This is a genomic window from Neoroseomonas eburnea (assembly GCF_018129005.1).
In the GTDB taxonomy this organism is placed as follows: domain Bacteria; phylum Pseudomonadota; class Alphaproteobacteria; order Acetobacterales; family Acetobacteraceae; genus Neoroseomonas; species Neoroseomonas eburnea.
Genome location: NZ_JAAEDL010000004.1, coordinates 13,934 through 36,575 on the forward strand (window position 1 = coordinate 13,934; position 22,642 = coordinate 36,575).

21 protein-coding genes are annotated in these 22,642 nt (G+C 69.6%); 12 read left to right on the plus strand and 9 right to left on the minus strand.

Going from position 1 to position 22,642, the window contains the following annotated elements; all coding sequences use genetic code 11:
- Positions 1-177: 177 nt before the first annotated feature.
- Positions 178-1,626, minus strand: coding sequence for an NAD(P)-binding domain-containing protein (locus GXW74_RS05325; protein WP_211845351.1), 1,449 nt, complete (start codon positions 1,624-1,626; stop codon positions 178-180).
- 212 nt (positions 1,627-1,838) lie between these two features.
- Here GXW74_RS05325 and GXW74_RS28580 point away from each other — a divergent pair, with 212 nt between their 5' ends.
- Positions 1,839-2,276: a DUF3175 domain-containing protein gene (locus tag GXW74_RS28580; RefSeq protein ID WP_211845353.1), complete on the plus strand. Its 438-nt coding sequence runs from the start codon at positions 1,839-1,841 to the stop codon at positions 2,274-2,276.
- 25 nt (positions 2,277-2,301) lie between these two features.
- Here GXW74_RS28580 and GXW74_RS05335 read toward each other — a convergent pair whose 3' ends face one another.
- From GXW74_RS05335 to GXW74_RS05365, 8 genes are all read right to left on the minus strand, one after another.
- Positions 2,302-3,183, minus strand: coding sequence for a polysaccharide deacetylase family protein (locus tag GXW74_RS05335; protein WP_211845355.1), 882 nt, complete (start codon positions 3,181-3,183; stop codon positions 2,302-2,304).
- 1 nt (position 3,184) lies between these two features.
- On the minus strand, positions 3,185-4,294 hold the full coding sequence (gene atzD / locus GXW74_RS05340) for a cyanuric acid amidohydrolase (protein WP_211845357.1): 1,110 nt from the start codon (positions 4,292-4,294) through the stop codon (positions 3,185-3,187).
- A 5-nt stretch (positions 4,295-4,299) separates the two neighbouring features.
- Positions 4,300-5,073, minus strand: coding sequence for an ABC transporter ATP-binding protein (locus GXW74_RS05345; RefSeq protein ID WP_211845358.1), 774 nt, complete (start codon positions 5,071-5,073; stop codon positions 4,300-4,302).
- On the minus strand, positions 5,066-5,914 hold the full coding sequence (locus GXW74_RS05350; protein WP_211845360.1) for an ABC transporter permease: 849 nt from the start codon (positions 5,912-5,914) through the stop codon (positions 5,066-5,068). Before GXW74_RS05350 ends, GXW74_RS05345 begins: the two co-directional genes overlap by 8 nt.
- 22 nt (positions 5,915-5,936) lie before the next feature.
- Positions 5,937-6,890, minus strand: coding sequence for an ABC transporter substrate-binding protein (locus GXW74_RS05355; RefSeq protein WP_211845361.1), 954 nt, complete (start codon positions 6,888-6,890; stop codon positions 5,937-5,939).
- A gap of 24 nt (positions 6,891-6,914) precedes the next feature.
- Entirely contained in the window at positions 6,915-7,319 is a 405-nt protein-coding gene (locus GXW74_RS27880; protein WP_246522928.1) for an allophanate hydrolase-related protein, read from the minus strand.
- Entirely contained in the window at positions 7,316-8,668 is a 1,353-nt protein-coding gene (gene atzF / locus GXW74_RS05360) for an allophanate hydrolase (RefSeq protein ID WP_246522930.1), read from the minus strand. Before atzF ends, GXW74_RS27880 begins: the two co-directional genes overlap by 4 nt.
- A gap of 140 nt (positions 8,669-8,808) precedes the next feature.
- Positions 8,809-9,504 carry a GntR family transcriptional regulator gene (locus GXW74_RS05365; protein WP_211845362.1) on the minus strand — a complete coding sequence of 232 codons (696 nt, stop codon included), beginning with the start codon at positions 9,502-9,504 and terminating at the stop codon, positions 8,809-8,811.
- A gap of 266 nt (positions 9,505-9,770) precedes the next feature.
- Here GXW74_RS05365 and GXW74_RS05370 point away from each other — a divergent pair, with 266 nt between their 5' ends.
- From GXW74_RS05370 to GXW74_RS05420, 11 genes are all read left to right on the plus strand, one after another.
- The gene (locus GXW74_RS05370; RefSeq protein WP_338148144.1) at positions 9,771-10,850 is read left to right on the plus strand and encodes an HlyD family secretion protein; all 1,080 of its coding nucleotides are present in this window, start codon (positions 9,771-9,773) and stop codon (positions 10,848-10,850) included.
- Positions 10,847-13,570 (plus strand): ribosome-associated ATPase/putative transporter RbbA, encoded by a 2,724-nt coding sequence (gene rbbA / locus GXW74_RS05375; protein WP_246522931.1) that lies wholly within the window; start codon positions 10,847-10,849, stop codon positions 13,568-13,570. Before GXW74_RS05370 ends, rbbA begins: the two co-directional genes overlap by 4 nt.
- A 3-nt stretch (positions 13,571-13,573) precedes the next feature.
- Positions 13,574-14,695, plus strand: a complete 1,122-nt coding sequence (locus GXW74_RS05380; protein ID WP_211845364.1) for an ABC transporter permease — start codon at positions 13,574-13,576, stop codon at positions 14,693-14,695.
- A gap of 182 nt (positions 14,696-14,877) precedes the next feature.
- Complete coding sequence (gene gmd, locus GXW74_RS05385) at positions 14,878-15,963, plus strand: GDP-mannose 4,6-dehydratase (RefSeq protein WP_211845365.1); 1,086 nt, start codon at positions 14,878-14,880, stop codon at positions 15,961-15,963.
- Positions 15,956-16,921, plus strand: coding sequence for a GDP-L-fucose synthase (gene fcl, locus GXW74_RS05390; protein WP_272877234.1), 966 nt, complete (start codon positions 15,956-15,958; stop codon positions 16,919-16,921). Before gmd ends, fcl begins: the two co-directional genes overlap by 8 nt.
- Before the next feature lie 138 nt (positions 16,922-17,059).
- On the plus strand, positions 17,060-18,121 hold the full coding sequence (rfbB, locus tag GXW74_RS05395) for a dTDP-glucose 4,6-dehydratase (protein ID WP_211845366.1): 1,062 nt from the start codon (positions 17,060-17,062) through the stop codon (positions 18,119-18,121).
- Positions 18,118-18,999, plus strand: a complete 882-nt coding sequence (gene rfbA, locus GXW74_RS05400) for a glucose-1-phosphate thymidylyltransferase RfbA (protein ID WP_211845367.1) — start codon at positions 18,118-18,120, stop codon at positions 18,997-18,999. The genes rfbB and rfbA overlap by 4 nt, the downstream gene beginning before the upstream one ends.
- Positions 18,996-19,562 (plus strand): dTDP-4-dehydrorhamnose 3,5-epimerase, encoded by a 567-nt coding sequence (gene rfbC / locus GXW74_RS05405; RefSeq protein ID WP_211845368.1) that lies wholly within the window; start codon positions 18,996-18,998, stop codon positions 19,560-19,562. The genes rfbA and rfbC overlap by 4 nt, the downstream gene beginning before the upstream one ends.
- Positions 19,562-20,449, plus strand: a complete 888-nt coding sequence (rfbD, locus tag GXW74_RS05410) for a dTDP-4-dehydrorhamnose reductase (RefSeq protein ID WP_338148145.1) — start codon at positions 19,562-19,564, stop codon at positions 20,447-20,449. Before rfbC ends, rfbD begins: the two co-directional genes overlap by 1 nt.
- A gap of 311 nt (positions 20,450-20,760) precedes the next feature.
- A complete protein-coding gene (locus tag GXW74_RS05415; RefSeq protein ID WP_211845370.1) occupies positions 20,761-22,146 on the plus strand; it encodes a leucyl aminopeptidase family protein in 1,386 nt (461 codons plus the stop codon).
- 83 nt (positions 22,147-22,229) lie between these two features.
- Positions 22,230-22,631, plus strand: a complete 402-nt coding sequence (locus tag GXW74_RS05420) for a MarR family transcriptional regulator (protein ID WP_211845372.1) — start codon at positions 22,230-22,232, stop codon at positions 22,629-22,631.
- Positions 22,632-22,642: the final 11 nt, after the last annotated feature.

Sequence of the window (22,642 nt, forward strand, 5' to 3'; positions counted from 1 at the left end):
AGATGGCATCGCCTATCGCGGCCGAACCCCGCACGAGCCTTGAGCGTGGCGACGTGAAGGGCCCGCGCGCAAGGCCGATAGCGCCGCCAAGAAGCGCCGCGAAGCAGTAGTTGCCCTTCGAGCGGGCGCGCCATGCCCATGCTGCGGGCAACCGCCGTCGCGGTCCGGCCTGGGCGGTCAGGCCGGTGCGGCCGCGTGGAGGAGGCGGGCGGGGTCGATCTCGACCTGCTTCTGCCCGTAGCTGCGCAGGTCGGCGTAGAGGCGGGGCAGGTCGGCCTCGAACAGGCCGCGCGTGACGCCGGCAGCGACGCGCGGCGCGCTGATCGACATTGCATTGATCGAACTGCCGGAGGGCCCGAAGCTCATCGTCGTGCCGATCCCGAAGAGGTGGATATCCCCGATCCAGGGGGTCTCGCCGGGGCGCCGCTCCAGGAAGGCGCTGTCGGCGTTCAGGTAGGGATACTGGCCGAGACGCTCATTCGCTTCCTCCGGCGGCGGCGTGTAGCGGTCCTGCCATCGCGCGATGTTGTCCGCGCAATGCGTGAGCTCGGGACAGAGCCTGGGGTCCATGCGAACGCCGGTGCCGGCGATGCAGTAGTCGGCGACAAAGGGGCCCGCCGGCGTGGTCAGCACCACGCGCCCGCCCTCGACGCGGGCGGCCTCCCACTCGCGCCCGACATGCATGTGGAAATTCGCGTGGCGGATGACGCGGTCGTAGTGGTCCTGCGCGAAGCCTTCCCGCAGGCCGAGGATGTAGGACATGAAACGCCAGCGCCATTCGTCCGGCATCTCCCCCATGTGGCGCAGGAAGCCCGCGAAGGTGAGCCAGCGATAGGGCTGCACGACCATGGGTTCGGCGCGGCGGCAGAACAGGTGCACCTCGGCTGCGCCGTGCTCGAGTGCAACGGCCGCGTTGTCGAAGGCGGAGGCGCCGGCGCCGAGCACGGCGACGACCTTGTCGCGCAGTGCCGCGAAGTCGATCATCTCATTGGTGTGGGCGCGGAAGGTCCGCGGCAGCGCCGCGATCTGCGGCGGCATCCACCAGCCGCCGATGCCTTCCTGCCCCGTGGCCAGCACGACCTTGCGCGCGAACATCGCGCCGTCGCTGGTCTCGATGCGCAGCGCCGGCAGGCCGTCATCCGTGGCGATCGGGGATATGGCGCCAGCCGCGACGCCGTTGCGCACCGGAATGCCCGTGACACGTCGGAACCACAGCAGGTAGTCGTTCCACAGCTCCTTCGGAATCCAGCGCATCCGCGCCCAGTTCTCCGTACCGAAGCTCGCTTCGTGCCAGGCCTGGTAGGTGAGGGAGGGCAGTCGCAGATCGGGACCTGTCTGGTCCTTGAGAGAGCGCAGCGCCTTCATGCGGCCGTAGGTGACCCAAGGACCCTCCCGGCCGTAGGTTGCACGGTCGATGACCAGCAGGTTGTCCACCTTGTCGCGCTTGAGCGCATGCGCAACGGCGATGCCGCATTGGCCTGCGCCGATGACCAGCGCATCGAGGACCGGTGCGCCGTCGGCGGTCTTCGCCGCCAGCCAGGGCGCGCGAGGATGCGCGACCAGTTCGAGGTCCCGGCTGACATCCTGTTCCAGTTCAAGCAGCGTGCGTGGGGCGGGCAAGGTCACCGACTCCGGTCTGTCCTGCGGCCTTTCAAGCAGGCGGCGTGCCGGTCGTCGACCGGCGGCCGGGGCGAGAGGTGCCGATCGTCGGCACCCGGATCGGCCGGGCAGGCATGGCATCACCACAAGACGGACCGGCCGGGCGGCGACGCGGCTGACTTGCGCCGCACTTCCTTGCTTAGATGCGGCTCAGTTCCGGAGGGTGGATGCGTCAGCCTGTGGCCGAGACGCGAAATGTGCCGAAGGGCGGCTCATTGTGGTCCGCGGCGGTCGCGACTGCCTCGACCTTTCCGCCGCCCGGTCTGTTCGCCCAGGATGCCGGGACGATCGCCGCAATCATGGCGCGCCCGGATGTCTCGCCTGGCGGCCTGGGCGCTGCCATCCGGATGGTGACCTTCTTCATCAATCGTGGCGGACGTGCCATATCCGCATCCCGGCGCGCGGAACTCACACGCGCAAAGCGCCTGCTGCGGGCGCAACTGAAGATCGCTCCCGTGCTTCCACCCGGTGCGCGGCGTGCGGGTCGCTACCGCCACGTCGCTCTCGGCGCGGTGCGTGTCGTCCGTCGCGGCCGCATCTGGCAGATGCTCCGCGGCGATGGTGCACCGCCGATCCCGCTCGGGCCCGACGGCTGGCGCTACCTGCGCGCCGCATGACGATGCCGTGCCGGTACCGGCTTGTTCAGGCCGGATCACTGCTCGCCAGATACCAGGCTGCTATGTCGTCCCCTTGCAGGAAGGCGATCCGCGGATCGGCAGCCAGCTCGGCGTACAGGGCTTCGAGCGCCGCGATCCGGTGCGGCACACCGGTGATGTAGGGGTGGATCGCGATGCACATCACCTTCACACCCGCGGAGGCTTCGGCCTCCTGCAACAGCCGTGCCGCTTGCAGGCGCGCGCGGCGGGGCAGTTCCCGCTCGTCCTGGTGCTGGATCATCACGACGGGGATGTCGTTGAGCTCCACGCTGTACGGCATCGCGAGCAGCGTGCCGTGCGCGGTGGCGATGCGCGCCGGCAGGTCGTCCACCACGAAGTCGCCTGTCCAGCGGAGGCCCGCCTCGGCGAGCAGACCGGGTGTATCCGTCGTCTCCGTCAGTCCGGGTCCCAGCCAGCCCGTGCAGGGCCGGCCGGTAAATTCCAGGATCGCCTGCGCGGTGCGGGCGATCATGCCGCGCTGGTCCTCGATGCGATGCGTCGGCTCCTGGAACCAGCCATGGCCCATGAATTCCCAGCCGGCGTCGCGCGCGGCCGCCGCGACCCGTGGATAAGCGTCGATGACGCTGCCATTGACCGAGAGCGTCGGGCGGATGCCGAGACGCTCGAACAGCGCATGGAAGCGCCAGAAGCCGACGCGCATCCCGTATTCGTGCCAGGCCCAGTTCGGCACGTCCGGCTGCAGCGCGGCGCCGGTCGGCGCCACGAGCACCTGGCGGGGCATCGGGTTCTCGATCAGCCAGTTCTCGACGTTCACCACCGGCCAGACGATCAGCTTCGCGCCGCCTGGTCCTTCGTGGCGCGGCCGATCGGCGGGAGTGGTGTAGCGCAGGCGCTCAACCGGCCGCATCTCAGGCTTCCTTGCGGGCAATGGCGGCGACCGGCCCGCCGCCATCCGGTCCCTGGTGCTCGGCGCCGCCGGAGATGAAGAGGTCCGTCCGTCCGACCGCCGCCGCGGCCACCCCGCAGACCAGCGCGCGCGCATGGCGCGTCGCGTTGATGTCGCTGTCGTCGTTCATGATGTGCCGGTTCCCTCGAATGCGCCCGCTGCTGGAGGGTTCCGCCTTTGCCAGCAGCGCAACGAGCCGCGCACAGTGATCGGGCGCGAGTTGGCCCGCGCCGGGGTCGAGCCCGGCGCCGCGCAGGGCCGCGTGGATCGCCGGCAGGTCGATGCCGTCCTGCATCACGGCGTGCGCGATCGTCAGATCCCCGGCCCAGGACGCGCTATTGCCGAGCACGACGATCTCGTTGCGGGTGAGTTCGACGCCGGCGGAGGCGCTGGCGCGGTGCGAGAACAACGTGGTGTCCTGCCCGATCACGGCATCCGACAGCGCCCCGGCCGGAACCTCGCCCAGGGCCAGGGCGACGACGAGCGCGGAGGCCCCCCGCGACAGGCCCATGGAGGCATAGGTGTCGTGCGTGGCGACCGTCGCGCCGCGCGCCTCGGCCGCTGCGATCCGCTCGCTGGTCAGCAGCGGGCACTTGATCTGCACGTAGTGGACGTCGGCCGGCGAGGTCAACGCGGCGTCCGCCATGGCGGCACGCACCGCGGCGGCGGTCGCCTCGAGCTGGGGCATGCGGCCGATCTCCTCCGGCGCGAAGTCGCGCGTGAAGGCAGTGCCCATGGCGAGGGCCCCGGTCGCGGCCGCGTCCGTCGTGCGCACGCTGAAGACCAGGAAATGAGGGCTGAGGCCGCCTTCGGTCCCGCCCGACATCACCATGGCGATGCGCGCGGCAACCGCCTCCGGTGTCAGTGCCAGCCGTCCGGCCAGCATCACCGACAGCGCCTGCACCGCATAGGCGCGAGTGAAGTCGTTGACGCAGCCATTGCCCTCGGTCTTTCCGAGGATCGCCACGATATCCGCCGGGTCCAGCGCGCCTGCATCGAGCAGGGCCGCAACGCCGGACACGTCGCCGGGATGGCGCATCGGCACCCGATGCACCGTCGCGATCCGGGCCATCGGCGTCAGGCAGCCTTGCGCGCGTGGTGGCTGTGCAGCCGGGCGGAGAGATCCCGCCGGACCTCGTTGAATTCGGGCGAGGCGACGTCACGCGGCCGCGGCAGGGCGATCCCGTGCTCGCTGGCGATACGGCCGGGGCCGGGCTCCATCACCACCACCCGATCGGCGAGGAAGATCGCCTCCTCGATTGAGTGCGTCACGAAAAGCACCGTCAGTCTGGTTCGCTGCCAGATATCGAGCAGCTCATCCTGCAGGCGTTCCCGCGTCATGGCGTCAAGCGCGCCGAAGGGTTCGTCCATCAGCACCATCTCGGCGTCGTTGGCCAGCACGCGCGCGATGGCGACGCGCTGCTTCATCCCGCCTGAGAGCTGGTGCGGCCAGGCGTCGGCGAAGCGGGTGAGCCCGACCATGTTGACGAACCGCTCGACCGTGTCGCGCACCTCGGATCTCGGCAGGCCGCGGGACGCCGGCCCGAAGCCGATGTTCTGCCGCACCGTCAACCAGGGAAAGAGGCCGTAGTCCTGGAACACCATGCCGCGATCCGGCGCCGGACCGCCCACCGGCTTGTCCCACATCAGCGCCTCGCCGGAAGTTGGTACCTCGAACCCCGCGACGATCCGCAGCAGCGTGGACTTGCCGCAGCCGGAGGCGCCGATCAGGCAGACGAACTCGCCTTTCCTCACCACCAGGTTGGCGTCGCGCAGCGCCTCGATCTTCTGGCCGTTCAGCTCGTAGATCTTGCCCACGCCGCGGATGTCGAGGATCGGCAGCTCAGCCATGGTGGGACGGGCTCCAGCGCAGCAGGCGGTTCATGATCGTCACGACGACGCGGTCGGAGAGGTAGCCGGCGATGCCGATCACGATCATGCCGCAGATCACGAGCTCGGTGCGGGACAGCGTGCGGCCGTCCATGATCACGGCGCCGAGCCCCTGCGGCACGCCGGTCATCTCGCCGACGACGATGACGAACCAGGCGAGCCCGAGGCCGAGCCGCAGCCCGGTGAAGATCGAGGGCAGCGCGGCCGGCAGCACCACGCGGAAGAACTGCGCCGACCCGGTGCAGCCGAGCATGGAGGCGGCCTCGAACAGGCGCTTCTCCACGCTGCGCACGCCGAACACCGTATTGAGCAGGATCGGGTAGAAGGCGCCGAGGAACACCAGGAAGAAGGCCGAACGCGCCCCAAGCCCGAACAGGATCATCGACAGCGGCAGCCAGGCGGTGACCGGGACCGGGCGCATGAGCTGCAGGAAGGGATCGAGCACGGCCCGGACCGTCTCGTTCCGCCCGATCAGGATGCCGAGCGGCACCGCAACCAGGGCGGCGAGGGCGAAGCCACCGTAGACGCGGCTCATCGACGCCAGCAGGTGGATGTGCAGCGTCGCGGAGAAGGCATCGTCCCAGATGCCGCCGACCGCGAAGTCGACCATGTACTCGGCGACCTCGGCCGGGGAGGGGATGAGCCGCGTCATCCCCGCCTTCACCGCGACGTGCCAGAAGGCCAGCAGGGCGAGCGGAACGATCAGCGCCAGGCCGAAGGCCTTGAACCGCGCGGGCCATCGGCTCGCGGGGCGTGCCGCATTCGCCGGCTCGGCCGCGGCGGCGGCGGTGGTGACGCTCATCGTGCCATCCTCCCCGACCGTGTCAGGACGTCGCGACCTCGTTCGAGAAGCGCGGGTTGAGGAACTTGTCGAAGCTCGGCAGGGCGCGGATCTGCCGTAGGCTCAACATGTGTTCGGCATAGGTGCGCGACTGCCGCAGCACGGTGTCGTCCAGCTTCCAGGTGTATTCGACGTTGTCGGCGCCGAGCGCCTGATCCACCGCGGCGCGTGGCGCGCCAAGCACGCGGACGGTGGTTTCGGCGACCTCCGCCTTGTTGGCCATCATGTGCTCGGTGGCCCGGCGATGGATGGTCAGCATGGTCCGCACCAGCGCCGGATCCTGTGCGATCACCTGCTCGGAGGTGCCGAGGATCATGTTCAACCCGCCCATGGCGGTGCCGTAGGGGTATTCCACGAGCTCGCCGACACCGGAGGAGATGGAGAGGCCCGGCCCGGGCTCGGCGCCCACATAGGCGTCGATGTCACCGCGGGCGAGCATGGCGTGCATCTCGCCGAAGGGCACGCGCACGGGGGTGATGTCGCGCACGCTCATGCCCGTCATGCGCAGGCGCTCCAGGATGAAGACCTCCTGCGTCGATCCCGGCCAGATGCCGATGCGCTTGCCGCGCAGCCCGGCGATATCGGCGATGCCGGATCCCTTCCTGGCGATGACACCCATGCCCTTGTTGCAGAAGGCGCCGACCACCACCACGGGCTCGCCCGCCGCGGCACCCAAGGTGGCCGCGGCAATGCCGAAGCCGCCAAAGGCGACGCTGCCCGTGACCACCGCGTTCTTGCCGTCGGTCGGGCTGTCGAAGGTGATGACCTCGATGGTCAGGCCGGCCGGCGCGAAGCGCTGATAGAAGTGCGGCGTCATCGAGTGGATGAGGCGCAGGGACCCCATCTTCACGGTGCGCGCCGCCTGGGCCTTCGCCGCATGCGGCGCGGTGAGGGGCACGAGGGCGGCGGCAACAAGCAGGTCTCGGCGGCGGATCATCGTCGTTCTCCTTGTCGGGAAGCCTCAGGCGGTGGTGGGTGCGGCGACGGCGGCGAGGAAGGCGCGCCATCCGCCAAAGCGGGTGATGTCCTCGGCGCCGTGCAGGCCCTCGGGTTCCACCAGGAAGCCCTTGGGCGCGGTGCCGTCGGCGAGCAGCAGCGTGCCGATGCACAGCGGGCCCGGGATGGCGGCGACGAAGCGCCCGAAGCCTTCCTCCGGCAGCGCCCAGACCTCGGCGGCGATGGAGGCACCTTCGCGCGGGGCGACGCGCAGCAGCCCCGGGCGTCGCGGCGGCCCGCCCGCGAGGGCAAAGAGCCGGTAGCAGGGGCGGGTGCCGGTGGCGCGCAGGAAGGTGCCGCCGAGCGCGACCAGCTCATGGTTCAGTGGCAGGCCGGTCAGATGGGCGCCGACGACGGCGATCTCGATCATGCGGCCCGTCCCTCCTGTGCTCCGGCTGCGCGCGCGATGAAATCGACACCGAGCGCGGCGAGCGCCGCATCCGACCCGCGCGGGCCGATGAGGGTGATGCCGGCGGGCAAGCCGTCCGGCCGTGCCGGGCCGGGTACGGCGAGCGCCGCCAGGTCGAGCAGGTTGACGAAGTTGGTGTAGGTGCCGAGCCGTGCATTCGGCCCGATGGGGTCGGCTTCGAGTTCCGCCAGCGTCGGGAAGCAGGGCACGGAAGGCACCGCCAGCACGTCGAAGGCGGCGAAGAAATCCTCTGCCGCGCGGCGATGTTCTGCGAGCCGGTACATGCCGCGGAAGGCATCGACGGCGGTGAAGCGGGCGGCGCCATCCAGGATCTGCTGCGTCACCGGATGGAGCGCGCCCGGGTGCGCAGCGGCGAAGTCGCCGAAGGCGGCGGCGCGCTCGGCGATCCAGGGGCCATCGTAGAGCAGCTTCGCAGTGTCGAGCAGTTCGGTGATGCCGGCCTCGCGTGCCTCCGGCAGCAGCCCCCGTGCTGCGGCCCAGGCGGCCTGCGCCGCCGCATCGTCCAGGTGAAGGTCGGTCGCCACCGGCACGGCGACGCGCGGCGGCGGCGCGGCGGGCTCCCGCCAGGCGATCGGCCGGCTGAACGGATCGGCGCGGTCCTCTCCGGCGATTGCCCGGAAGGCGCTCCAGGCGTCCTCGACGCACGACGCGAAGACCGAAATGCAGTCGAGGCTGCGGCACGCCGGCAGCATGCCGCGCGAGGAGACGGCGCCGACCGACGGCTTCAGCCCGACGATGCCGTTCAGGGCTGCGGGCACGCGTCCCGACCCTGCCGTGTCCGTGCCGAGCGCGACCGCCACGATGCCACGCGCGACCGCGACCGCGGAGCCCGAGGAGGATCCGCCCGGCACACGCGCCGGATCTGCCGTGTTGCGCGGTACGGGGTAGGGCGTGCGCACGCCGACGAGGCCCGTGGCGAACTGATCGAGATTGGTCTTGCCGAGAATGAGTGCCCCCGCCGCGCGCAGGCGGGCGACGGCTTCGGCATCCTCGGCAGGGACATGGGTGAAGGCGGGGCAGGCGGCGGTCATCGGCCGGCCGGCGACGGCGATGTTGTCCTTCACCGCCGTCGGGATGCCCCACAGCGGGTAGCGCCCGGGGTCGAAGGGCGGCAGGGCGGCAGCCTGTGCCTGGGCGGCTTCGAGCGGCACGATATCGAGGAAGATGCCGGGATCCGCGGCCTCGGCGAGGCGGCGATGCGCCTCCACGACCACGGCGTCGACCGTCAGGCCCCTGGCATAGGCCGCGTGCAGTTCGGCAAGGCGGAAGGGCAGGCGGGTGAGATCCATCACCCGAGCGAACAGCAAGCCGCGTGCCGCGCCGCCGACGCCCGTTCAGTGGCGAATTGTATACAATACTGCATGCAGTGTGGGCGGCGGAGCTGGGCAATTGCCGCCCGGGCGAGCACGCGCCGCCCGCCTGCCCGACCTCAGCCCAATCGGCGGGGGGGCTGGCCGGCCATCATGCCCCAGGCCCCCTCGGTCGCCGCGAGATGGGCCCTGACCGCCGCCGCCGCCGCCGCGGGGTCGCCGGCCAGGATCGCCGCCACGATCGCCCCATGTTCGGCATGCGAGGCGGCCAACCGGTCCCGGCCGCCGAGCTGGGCGGCGCGGAACGGTGCCAGCCGCCGCCGCGTGGCCCCGGCCAGTTCCGCGAGATAGCCGTTGCCGGCGCCGGCGTAGATCGCCTCATGGAAGGCCACGTTGGCCTCACGATACGCTTCGAGATGGCCGGTCTGTGCCAGTTGCTCCATCGCGGCGTGCCGGCTGGCGAGCCTCGCCTTCGCAGCCTTGCTCATCGCCTTGGTGCAGAGCGAGGCGCAACTCGCCTCGAGCTCCGCCATGGCCTGGAACATCTCGGCGAGCCTGTGGGGCTCCGGCCGTGCCACCACTGCCCCGCGCCGCGGGCGCTGTTCCACCAACCCCGTCGAAGCGAGCAGGCGCAATGCCTCCCGGACCGGGGTGCGCGAAACGCCGTGGGCGGCGGCGAGGCGCTCCTCCTCGAGCGCAGTTCCGGGTGGCAGCCGGCCATCCGTGATGGCGCGGGCCAGTTCGGCGGAGAGCGCTTCCGCGCGGGTCGGGCGCCGGCTGGCATCAGCGAGGGAGGCGTCAGTATCGTAAGGCATCTGTTGATCTTGGCATTTCATTGCTTGGCGGGCACGGATTGCTTCGGCCCATCCATGTCCTGCACGTGGCGTGCCGCCGTCGGCGTCGCCTCGCATGGGCGACCGCGCGGGGCAGTCGAGGCTTGCCCGGGTGTGGTGTCGATTCCGTTACACGCGCCGCCCGGATCGCTGCGTGGGTTCGCGGTTTGTCGCATTGCATTTGCGCATGACCGGGCAAGTTTCCCTGCTCTAGAAGCGCATGACAAAGGATCAGCCGGACAATCGACGTGGCCTCACCCCGCAGGACCTGGAGCACGATCGCCAAGGCGACGCTGCTCGTTTCCCTCGCCGTTGCGGCATTCTTCGCGTGGCAATATCTCCAACCGGCGCAGCTTCCCACGGGGATCGCCCGCGGCAATGGCCGCATCGAGGCCGTCGAGATCGACGTGGCCTCGAAGATTGCCGGGCGGATTGCCGAGATCCTCGTCGATGAAGGGGATCTCGTGACCGCCGGCCAGGTCGTTGCGCGGATGGATACCGCTGTTCTCGAAGCTCAGCTGCGGGAGGCGGAGGCCCAGCTCCAGCGTGCATTGATCGCGATCGAGACCGCGAACACGCAGGTTGCCCAGCGCCAGGCCGAGAAGACGGCTGCCGAAGCGGTGGTCGCCCAGCGTGAAGCGCAGGTAGACGCGGCACGCCGGCGACTGGCGCGGACCGAGGAACTCGCGGCACGCGGCAACGCCCCCTTGCAGACGCTCGATGACGACCGCGCCACCTTCGAGGGCGCGCGCGCCGCGCTCGCCGCGGCCCGGGCGCAGGTCGCGGCCGCAGAGGCGGCGATCGGCTCCGCTCGGTCCCAGGTGGTCGGCGCACAGGCTGCCGCCGAGGCCGCGCGCGCGACGATCCAGCGCATCCAGGTCGACATCGACGACAGCGCGCTCAAGGCGCCGCGGGGCGGGCGCGTGCAGTATCGCGTCGCGCAGGCGGGCGAGGTCGTCGCGGCGGGCGGCCGCGTGCTGAACATCGTCGATCTCACCGACGTCTACATGACGTTCTTCCTGCCCACGGCCGATGCCGGGCGCATCGCGCTGGGCACGGAGGTTCGCCTCGTCCTCGACGCCGCGCCGAACTTCGTGATCCCGGCACAGATCTCTCTGGTGGCCGATGTGGCGCAGTTCACGCCGAGGACGGTGGAGACCGCGGAGGAAAGGCTGAAGCTGATGTTCCGCGTCCGCGCGCGGGTCAGCGCCGATCTCCTGCGCGAGCATGTGAACCAGGTGAAGACCGGGCTTCCCGGCGTGGCCTATGTGCGTGTGGACCCCCGGGCCGAATGGCCGGCGCAGCTGCAGATCAGGCTGCCGGAATGAGCGGGCCTGTCGGCCGCCTGCACGAGGTCGGCCTGCGCTATGGCAAGACCATCGCGCTCGATGAGGTGACGCTCGACCTGCCCGGCGGCTGCATGGCCGGGCTGATCGGGCCGGACGGCGTCGGCAAGTCGAGTCTGCTCGCCCTCGTCGCCGGCGCCCGGGCGGTCCAGTCCGGGCATGTCGAGGTGCTGGGCGGCGACATGGCGGATGCGCGGCACCGCAGCCGGATCGGTCCGCGCATCGCCTACATGCCGCAGGGCCTCGGCAAGAATCTCTACCCGACCCTGTCGGTGTTCGAGAACATCGACTTCTTCGGCCGCCTCTTCGGCCATGATCGCGCCGAGCGCGAGCGACGCATCGCGGAGCTCGTCGAGGCGACCGGCCTCGCGCGCTTCACGGACCGCCCGGCGGGCAAGCTCTCGGGGGGGATGAAGCAGAAGCTCAGCCTGTGCTGCGCGCTGATCCACGACCCCGAGCTGCTGATCCTGGATGAGCCGACGACCGGCGTGGACCCGCTCTCCCGCCGCCAGTTCTGGGAGCTGATCGCGCACATCCGTGCCGGCAGGCCGGGCATGAGCGTGCTGGTCGCGACCGCCTACATGGAGGAGGCGGCGCGCTTCGACTGGCTCGCGGCGATGGATGCCGGGCGCCTCCTCGCGACCGGAACGCCGCAGGAACTGCTCGCGCGCACCGGCACGACCTCGCTGGAGGCCGCCTTCATCGCACTGCTGCCGGAGGAGAAGCGCGCCGGCCACCGGCCGGTCGATATCCGCCCCTTTGAGGCGCTGGACGGTGACGAGACCGCGATCGAGGCGCGCGACCTGACCAAGCGCTTCGGCGACTTCACCGCGGTGGATCGCGTCAGCTTCCGCATCCGGCGGGGCGAGATCTTCGGCTTCCTCGGTTCCAACGGCTGCGGCAAGACGACGACGATGAAGATGCTGACCGGGCTGCTGCCGGCCACGGAAGGCCAGGCCTGGCTGTTCGGGCAGGAGGTGGATGCCGCCAACATCGAGACGCGCCGCCGCGTCGGCTACATGTCGCAGAGCTTCTCGCTCTATGCCGAACTCACCGTCCGGCAGAATCTCGAGCTGCATGCGCGCCTGTTCAGCCTGCCCGCCGCGACCATCCCCGGCCGCATCGAGGAGATGGCACGGCGTTTCGAACTGACCGCCATCATGGACGCCCTGCCGGATTCGCTGCCGCTCGGCCAGCGGCAGCGTCTTTCGCTCGCGGTGGCGATGATCCACGGGCCGGAGATGCTGATCCTCGACGAGCCGACCTCCGGCGTGGATCCGGTCGCGCGCGACGGCTTCTGGCGCATCCTGATCGAGCTCGCGCGGCGTGACAGGGTGACAATCTTCATCTCCACCCATTTCATGAACGAGGCCGAGCGCTGCGATCGCATCTCCCTGATGCATGCGGGCCGCGTCCTGGTCAGCGACACGCCCGCGTCCCTCGTGGCGAAGCGCGGCGTGCCGACGCTGGAACAGGCCTTCATCGGCTACCTCGAGGAGGCCGCCGCCGACGGGACCCCGGCGGCACCCACCCAGGCCGCCCCCGCTGCCCCCGCGCCAGCCCATGAGCCACGCCGTGGCTTCGATGTCCGGCGCATGCTGTCCTATTCCCGGCGCGAGGCCCTGGAACTGCGGCGCGATCCCATCCGCGCGACGCTGGCGCTGCTCGGCAGCGTGATCCTGATGATCATCATGGGCTACGGCATCACCCTGGATGTCGAGGACCTGACCTTCGCCGTGCTCGACCGCGACCAGACCGTGACCAGCCGGGACTACACGCTCAACATCGCAGGATCGCGCTACTTCACCGAACGCGCGCCGATCACCGACCATGCCGAGCTCGACCGGCGCATGCAGTCCGGCGAGATCACGCTCGCGATCGAGATCCCGCCGGGTTTCGGGCGCGATATCGCGCGCGGACGGCCGGTGCAGGTCGGCGCCTGGATCGACGGCGCGATGCCATCGCGCGCTCAGACCGTCCGCGGCTACGTGCAGGGGATGCACGCGCAGTGGCTGGCGCAGCGCGCCGCGCATGCCTCCTCAGGCGGTGCCGCGGCGCTGTTCAGCATCGAGACACGCTACCGCTACAATCCCGACGTCCGCAGCCTGGTCGCCATGGTGCCGGCGGTGATCCCCATCCTGCTCATGCTCATCCCGGCGATGCTCACCGCCCTCAGCGTGGTGCGGGAGAAGGAACTCGGTTCGATCGTCAACCTCTACGTCACGCCGGTGACCAGGTTCGAGTTCCTCGTGGGCAAGCAGCTCCCCTACATCCTCCTTGGCATGCTGAACTTCCTGATGCTGGTGCTGCTGGCCATCACGCTGTTCGGTGTTCCGCTGAAGGGCAGTTTCCTCACGCTTGCCGCCGCGACTGCGCTGTATCTTTGCGCCGCCACCGCCCTTGGCCTGCTGGCCTCGACCTTCCTCAGGAGCCAGGTCGCGGCCATGTTCGGCACCGCGGTCATGACCATCCTGCCGGCGGTGCAGTTCTCGGGCGTGATCAATCCCGTCTCCTCGCTCGAAGGCGTCGGTGCGCTGATCGGGCAGATCTATCCGACCGCGCACTATGTCACGATCGCGCGCGGGACCTTTTCGAAGGCGTTGGACTATGCCGACCTGCAGGCCTCGTTCCTGCCTCTTCTGATCACGGGTCCCTTGCTGATCGCGCTGAGCACGGCGCTGCTCAAGAAGCAGGAGCGTTGAGGCATGCGCCTGGCCCACATCGCGACCCTCGGCGTGAAGGAACTGCGCAGCCTGGTGCGCGATCCGATGATGCTTGTGCTGATCGTCTATTCCTTCACCATCGCCATCTACTCGGCGGCAACGGCGATGCCGGAGACGCTCAGCCGCGCTGCCATCTCCATCGTGGACGAAGACCGCTCGCCTGTTTCCGCGCGGATCTCCGCCGCGTTCTACCCGCCCTACTTCATGCCGCCCTCCTTCATCACGCAGTCTGAGATGGATGCGCGGATGGATGCCGGGCTGGACACCTTCGCGATCGACATCCCGCCGAACTTCCAGCGCGACCTGCTGGCCGGCCGTCGGCCCGCCATCCAATTGAACGTCGATGCCACCCGCATGAGCCAGGCCTTCACGGGCAGCGGCTACATCCAGACCATCATCAGCGACGAGGTGACGGCCTTCGCCCTGCGCTATCGTGCGGTCGAGACACCGGCGGTCGACCTCATGCTGCGTGCCCGCTTCAACCCGGTGCTTAAGGAAGCCTGGTTCGGGGCGGTGATGGAGGTGATCAACCAGATCACCATGCTTTCGATCATCCTTGCCGGCGCTGCGTTGATCCGCGAACGCGAGCACGGCACGATCGAGCACCTGCTCGTCATGCCGGTGACACCCTTCGAGATCATGACCGCCAAGGTCTGGGCCATGGCACTGGTGGTGCTGGTCGCGACAGCGATCGCCATCACCGTCGTCGTGCAGGGTGCGCTGGGCGTGCCGATCCAGGGTTCCGTGGCGCTGTTCCTGGCAGGGGCCGGCGTGCATGTTTTCGCGACCACGTCCATGGGCATCTTCCTCGGTACTGTGGCGCGCTCGATGCCGCAGTTCGGCCTGCTGCTGATGCTGATCCTGCTGCCGCTCGAAATGCTCTCCGGCGGCACTACGCCGCGGGAGAGCATGCCGGTGATCGTGCAGTTCGTGATGCTCGCCGCGCCGACGACACATTTCGTCATGCTGGCGCAGGCCATTCTCTATCGCGGAGCCGGCTTTTCGGTGGTCTGGCCGCAATTCGCGGCCCTGGCGGTGATCGGCGCGGCATTGTTCGGCTACGCCTGGATGCGGTTCCGCTCGACGATCGGCGCGATGGCCTGAACGAGGCCCGGCGTGTCCCGGCATGCCGCCCATGGGTGCCCCGGCGGGGGCGGGCACGGCCTGTCCGGCCGAGATGTCCTGCGCCTCCCATTCTTCCGCCCGGGAAAGGGCGCTGCTAGACAGCGGACCGGCCGCCCCTCGGGGCGCACAGCACCCAGGTCGCGCAGGATGGAAGGCACAGGATGTCGGATCGCCGCAAGGTCGCCCTGATCACCGGCATCACCGGTCAGGACGGGTCCTACCTGGCCGAGCTCCTGCTCGCGAAGGGCTACGTCGTCCATGGCATCAAGCGCCGGTCATCGTCCTTCAACACCGCCCGCGTCGACCACCTCTACCACGATCGGCACGACCCCGGCGTCGGCTTCTACCTGCACTACGGCGACCTGACGGATGCGACCAACCTGATCCGCATCCTCGCAGAGGTTCAGCCGGACGAGATCTACAACCTCGGCGCCCAGAGCCACGTCGCCGTGTCTTTCGAGACGCCGGAATACACCGCGAATTCCGACGCCCTCGGCACGTTGCGGCTGCTCGAGGCGATCCGCATCCTCGGCCTGGAGAAGCGCACGCGCTTCTACCAGGCTTCGACCAGCGAGCTGTACGGCAAGGTGCGGGCCGTGCCGCAGGATGAAACGACGCCCTTCTACCCGCGCAGCCCCTACGGCGTGGCCAAGCTCTACGCCTACTGGATCGTGGTGAACTACCGGGAGGCCTACGGCCTGCACGCCTCCAATGGCGTGCTCTTCAACCACGAGAGCCCCCGCCGCGGAGAAACCTTCGTCACCCGCAAGATCACCCGGGCGGCGGCGGCGATCAGCCTAGGCAAGCAGGAATGTCTCTGGCTGGGCAATCTCGATGCGCAGCGCGATTGGGGTCATGCGCGCGACTTCGTCGAGGGCATGTGGCGCATCCTCCAGCAGGAGACGCCGGACGACTACGTGCTCGCGACCGGGGAGACGCACACCGTCCGCCGCTTCGCCGAGCTCGCCTTCGCGGAGGCCGGCATCGTGCTGGAATGGCACGGCGCCGGCGTGGAGGAGGTCGGCGTGGACCGTGCCTCCGGCCGCACCGTGGTGCGCATCGATCCAGAGTACTTCCGCCCGACTGAGGTCGACCTGCTGATCGGCAATGCCGCCAAGGCCCGCAATGTGCTCGGCTGGACGCACACGGTGAGGCTGCCGGAACTGGTCGCGGAGATGGTCGCTAGCGACATCGCCCTGATGCGCGACGAGGCCCCGGCGGTGCCTGGGCAGCGCGCCTATGGTTGAGACAATGCCGGCCGAGGTTTTTCGCCTGCGAGGCGCGCGCGTTTATGTCGCGGGCCATCGCGGCATGGTCGGTTCGGCCTGCGTCCGGCGGCTGGAAGCGGAGGGCTGCGAGATCATCATCGCCGACCGTCTCCGCGCCGACCTTCGCCGCCAGGCCGAAGTCGAGGCCTTCATGGAAGGAACGCGCCCGGATGCCGTGGTGGTCGCCGCCGCCAAGGTCGGCGGCATCCTCGCCAACGACACGCTGCCGGCCGAGTTCCTCTACGACAACCTGATGATCGAGGCGAACCTCATCGAGGCGGCGCACCGCGCCGGGGTGAACCGCCTGCTCTTCCTCGGTTCCTCCTGTATCTACCCGCGGGAGGCGCCGAACCCGATCGCGGAGGACGCGCTGCTGACCGGGCCGCTGGAACCGACCAACCAGTGGTACGCGGTGGCCAAGATCGCCGGCATCAAGCTCTGCCAGGCGTATCGGCGGCAATACGGGCGCGACTACATCTCCGCCATGCCGTGCAACCTCTACGGCCCGGGCGACTATTTCCACCCGGAGCGCAGCCACGTGATCCCGGCGCTGCTGCAGCGCTTCCACGCTGCGGCGCAGGAGAATGCGGAGGTCGTCACCTGCTGGGGCAGCGGCACGCCGCGGCGCGAATTCATGCATGTCGACGACGTCGCCGACGCCTGCGCCTTCCTGCTGCGGCACTACTCCGGCGAGAGCCATCTCAATATCGGCACCGGGACGGACATCACCATCGCCGAGCTGGCGCAGGAGATCGCCCGCGTCACCGGCTTCGCCGGCCGCATCGCCTGGGATGCCTCGAAGCCCGACGGGACCATGCTGAAGCGCATGGACGTCTCGCGCCTGGCGGCGATCGGGTGGCGCGCCCGGATCGGCTTCCGGGAAGGGCTGGAGGGCACCTATCGCTGGTTCCTCGGCCAGGCGGCACTGCGGCGCTGAGTGGTCAGGCCGGCGGACCCCATGCCCTGTGTGGTATTTTGTGCACCGCAGCGTCGATGGGTCGCATGTCTAGATGCTGCCGCTATTCTGCCCTAGACCCTCGCCTCTCTTCCTCCCGAAACCGCGGACAACCTCGGCATGACCCTTCTGATCACTGGCGGCCTGGGCTTCATCGGCTCGGCGGTGGTGCGCCGGCTGCTCTCCACCACCGAAGAGGTGGTGGTGAACGTCGATCGCATGACCTATGCGGCCAGCCCCGAGAGCCTCGGCGACTGGCTGCGCAGCCCGCGCCATGTCCATGTCCGCGCGGATATCTGCGACGTGGCGGCGATGCGCGACGTCTTCGCGACGCATCGTCCCTCCCGCATCATGCACCTCGCGGCCGAGAGCCACGTCGATCGCTCGATCGACGGACCGGCGGAGTTCATCCGTACCAACGTCGTCGGCACCCAGGTGCTGCTGGAGGCGGCGCGGGAATACTGGACCTCGCTCGAAGGCGAGGCGAAGGCCGGCTTCCGCTTCCACCACGTCTCGACGGACGAGGTCTTCGGCTCGCTCGAGAGCCGCGACGAGCCGCCCTTCGACGAGAACACCCGCTACGATCCGCGCAGCCCGTACTCGGCCTCGAAGGCGGCGTCCGACCACTTGGTGCGCGCCTGGCAGCACACCTACGGGATGCCGACCTTCGTCTCCAACACGACGAACAACTACGGGCCGTGGCAGTTCCCGGAGAAGCTGATCCCGCTGGTGACGCTGAACGCCCTCGAAGGCCGGACGCTGCCGGTCTATGGCGACGGTTCCAACATCCGCGACTGGATCCATGTCGAGGACCATGCGGAGGCGCTCTGCCTCGCGCTGTTCCGGGGCGAACCCGGCGCGACCTACTGCCTCGGCCCGCGGCAGGAACGCACCAACCTCGAGGTCGTCCGCGCCATCTGCGCGACGCTCGACCGGCTGCGCCCCGATCCGTCGGGGCCGCGGGAACGGCTGATCACCTACGTGAAGGACCGGCCGGGCCATGATTTCCGCTACGCCATGGACCCGTCCGGGGCCGAAGCGGCACTTGGCTGGCGCGCGAAGCACGATTTCGAATCCGGTCTCGCGCAGACCATAGCCTGGTATCTCGACAACGAAGCCTGGTGGCGCCCGATCCGGGACAAGCGCTACGCGGGCCAGCGCCTGGGTGGGGTGAAGGCATGAAGGGCATACTGCTCGCCGGCGGTTCCGGCACGCGGCTGCATCCGATGACGCTGGCGGCGTCGAAGCAACTGCTCCCGGTCTATGACAAGCCGATGGTCTACTACCCGCTCGGCACGCTGATGCTGGCGGGCATCCGCGACATCCTGCTGATCTCGACGCCGGCCGACCTGCCGCAGTTCAAGCGCCTGCTGGGCGACGGCAGCCAGTTCGGCGTGACCATCACCTATGCCGAGCAGCCCAAGCCCGAAGGCATTGCCCAGGCCTTTCACATCGGCGCCGACTGGATCGGCGGAGAGGCCTGCGCCCTCGCGCTCGGTGACAACATCATCTACGGCCATGGCCTGGTCGAGCAGCTCCGTGCCGCCGCGCGCCGCGCCGAGGCCGGCGAGGCGACGGTGTTCGGCTATCGCGTGGCGGATCCCGAACGCTACGGCGTGGCGGAGTTCGATGCCGAAGGCCGCGTCCTCACGCTCGAGGAGAAGCCGGCGAAGCCCAGGTCGGACTGGGCGGTGATCGGCCTCTACTTCTACGACAGGCGGGTCACGCAGCTCGCGCGCGACCTGGCGCCCTCGGCGCGCGGGGAGCTCGAGATCACCGACCTCAACAAGGTCTACCTCGAACTCGGCGAACTGAGGGCGGAGCAACTCGGCCGCGGCTGCGCCTGGCTCGATGCCGGCACGCCGGGGTCTCTGCTGCAGGCGGCGCTCTTCGTGCAGACGGTGCAGGAACGCCAGGGGCTGCAGGTCGGCTGCCCCGAGGAGATCGCCTTCCGCATGGGCTTCATCGATGCCAATGCGCTGCTGAAGCAGGGCAAGGCGCTCGGCAAGACGGCTTATGGCGGCTACCTCATCGAACTCGCGGAGGGCAAGCACCAGTGAAGGTCGAACGCTGCGCCATCCCCGAGGTCCTGTTGATCGAGCCCGTCCGTCACGGCGACGCGCGCGGCTTCTTCAGCGAGGTCTGGTCGCGCCGCGCGCTCGCCGCGCAGGGCTTCGACGTCGACTTCGTGCAGGACAACCATGCCTTCTCCGCTCAGAAGGGCGTGCTCCGCGGGCTGCACTTCCAGCGGCCGCCCACGGCTCAGGGCAAGCTCGTGCGCGTCGCGCGCGGCGCCATCCTCGATGTGGCGGTCGATGTCCGGCAGGGCTCGCCGACCTATGGGCAGCACGTGGCGGTCGAGCTCAGCGCGGCGAACTGGCGGCAGCTCTGGGTGCCGCGCGGCTTCGCCCACGGCTATTGTACGCTCGAGCCCGATACCGAGGTGCTCTACAAGACCGACGCCTATTTTGACCGTGCGACCGATGCGGGCATCGCCTGGGACGATCCGGCGCTCGGCATCACCTGGCCGGTCGATGCAGCCACAGCGATACTCTCCGACAAGGACCGCAATGCGCCGCGGCTTGCGGACATTCCGCCGCCCTTCCCGCAGGGGACCTGGTGATGCGGCGCGTCCTCGTCACCGGTCGTGGCGGGCAGCTCGCCACCGGCCTTGAGGCTGCCCTGCCGGCCCAGGGCTTCGAGGCCATCCTCGTCGGCCAGCCGGAGTTCGAGTTCGATCGGCCCGAGACGGTCGCCGTCGCCTTCGCCGTGGCCCGGCCCGATGCGGTAGTGAACTGCGCTGCCTGGACCGCGGTGGATGCGGCGGAAGACAACGAGGCCGCCGCCTTCCGCGCCAATGCGCTGGGGCCTGCCCTGATCGCGCGGCATTGCGCCACGCTCGGCATCCCGCTGATCCAGATCTCCACCGACTACGTCTTCGACGGCCTCAAGGGTACGCCCTATTCCGAGGAGGACGCGCCGAATCCGCTCGGCGCCTATGGGCGGACGAAGCTCGCGGGGGAATGGGCGGCGCTCGCCGGCAACCCGTGCACCACGGTGCTGCGGACCGCCTGGGTCTTCGCGCCCATGGGCAACAACTTCGTACGCACGATGCTGCGCGTCGGCGCGGAGCGGCCCGAACTGCGCGTGGTGGCGGATCAGCGCGGCAGCCCGACGGCGGCTCCGGATCTCGCGGACGCCATCGCCGGCGTGCTGGCACGGATGCGCGAGACCGGCTGGCGGGAGGCCTATCGCGGGGTCTTCCACGCCGTCGCCTCCGGCACCACGACCTGGCACGCCTTCGCCGAGGCGATCTTCGAGGCCGCCGCCCCGTTCAACGGGCCGCGGCCCAGGGTGCATGCCATCACCACGGCGGAATACCCGACCAAGGCGGTGCGTCCGGCCGATGGAAGGCTGGACACGGCGAAGCTTGCCGCGACCTTCGGTGTCACGCTGCCGCCCTGGAGGGCGGGTCTGGACCGCGTTGTGCAGGCGTTGCACGGGGCGTAGTCCGGCGCCGGCGCGGTCACGTCACCAGCGCGATAGCCTTCCTCGCCCACTCGGCGGATGTAGGACCGCAGCCGGGCGACGTCGCGCCCCGGGGTGATGAGCGGTCGAGAACCCTGTCACCGCCTTCACAGGCCAGGCACGATGCAATCATCCGCCGCCCGCGGCTCTGGCCGGCTGGATGCGTTGCGATCCCGTGCATATCCTTCCTGCGCGAGGGAGCGATTGGAAACCTTTGGTGTCCTGGAGTTGAATGAATTTTAACGATTTCGTGATTCGACGCCCGCTCCGCGCGGCGTGTCGCGGAGGATGCGATGCTGGATGGGCTGACGGCGAAGGCTGCAGGAGCTTTGCCGCTGTATGCCGTGCGGGCGGACGGCTACGCGGCCTTTCTTGACGGCCTGCCCGCCTCCTCCGCCGGATTCCTGCGCGCCACGGGCTTTGGAGCGAAGGCGGGAGAGTACGCGCTGTTGCCGGGCCCGGAGGGGCTGGCCGGTGCGGTCGTGGGCTTGGCGCCGGACGGGAGTCCCTGGGCCTTCGGCGGTCTTGCCCGCGGCCTGCCGTCGGGCACCGCCTGGCGCCTGGCGCCGGGGCCGCAGGATGCCGTCAGCGCGACGCTGGGCTGGGCGCTCGGCGCCTACAGGCCGGGGCGGCACAAGGCTGCCGGCCTCGCGCCAGCCATGCTTGAGATCCCGGAGGGCGCGGCCGAGGCGGTGATGATGGCCGAGGCGATCTGCGCCGCCCGCGACCTGATCAACGCACCGGCAGCCGATCTGGGGCCGGCGGAACTCGCCGGCGCCGTGGCCACGCTCGCCGCCCGCCACGGCGGGACCTGCACAATCGTCGAGGGCGAGGACCTCGCACGGGAATTCCCGGCGGTGGCGGCGGTAGGTGGCGGCAGCCCGCGCGCCCCGCAGGTTGCGATGCTGCACTGGAGCGGGGCGGATGACGGTCCGCTTATCGTGCTCTGCGGCAAGGGCGTTTGCTTCGACAGTGGTGGCCTCCACCTCAAGCCGCCTGCCGGCATGCTTCGCATGAAGAAGGACATGGGTGGCGCCGCCGTGGTCCTCGCCGCTGCCGAAATGGTGATGCGCAGCGCCCTGCCGGTGCGGCTGCTGGTGCTCGTCGGCGCGGTGGAGAACGCCATCTCCGGCACGGCGATGCGGCCGATGGACGTGCTGCGCACGCGAAAGGGCCTGAGGGTCGAGGTCGGCAACACCGACGCCGAAGGCCGGCTCGTGCTGTGCGACCTGCTTGCCTACGCCGCGGAGCAGTCGCCTGCGGTCATCTTCGACTGCGCTACCCTGACCGGCGCGGCGCGCACTGCGCTCGGTCCGGATCTCCCGGCACTGTTCTGCAATGACGATGCGCTCGCCGCGCAATTCCTCGCGGCCGGGGCGGCCGTGCACGATCCGATGTGGCGGCTTCCGCTGCACGCCGGCTACGAGTCCTGGCTGGACAGCCCCTTCGCCGATCTTTCCAACGTCGCCCAGAAGCCGATGGCCGGCGCGGTCATTGCGGCGCTGTTCCTGCGCCGCTTCGTGCCGGCCGGGATCCCCTGGGCCCATCTCGATCTCTACGCATGGAATGATTCGACGCGGCCCGGACGGCCGGAAGGCGGGGAAGCCCAGTGCGCTCGGTCCTTGTATGCAATCATTGTAAAGATTTGTCGAGTTTCCCCCGAAGCTGCGGGCGGATGACGCGCGCGCGACTATTGTGAGCATGTCCGGCATCGAAATGGCGGTCGCGCCGCCGAAGAGTCCTACGAAGGAAGACGAATAGGATGACCACTAACACCAACCCCGACCAGCAGATCGGTATCCTTCGGGAAACCATCGTCGCGCTGGTGCGCAGCGACGGGCCCGACCTGTCCGCGCGCCAGCTCGCGGTTCTGCTGACGGTCTATCTCGGCGAAGGACCGCACACGGTTCGCGGCCTTGCCGCCGACCTCAACGTGTCGAAGCCGGCGATTACGCGTGCGCTCGATCGCCTCGGCGAACTCGATCTGGCGCGCCGCAAGGTCGACCCGGCGGACCGCCGCAGCGTGCTGGTGCAGCGCACCACGAAGGGCACGACCTTCCTGCGCGACCTGCGCAGCGTGATGACGGAAGCCACCAAGGCGACGACCGACGCGCGGCTGCTGTCGGCGCCGGTCAACCCCGAACCAGCGCTTCGCGTGGTCTGATTTCCGTTCGC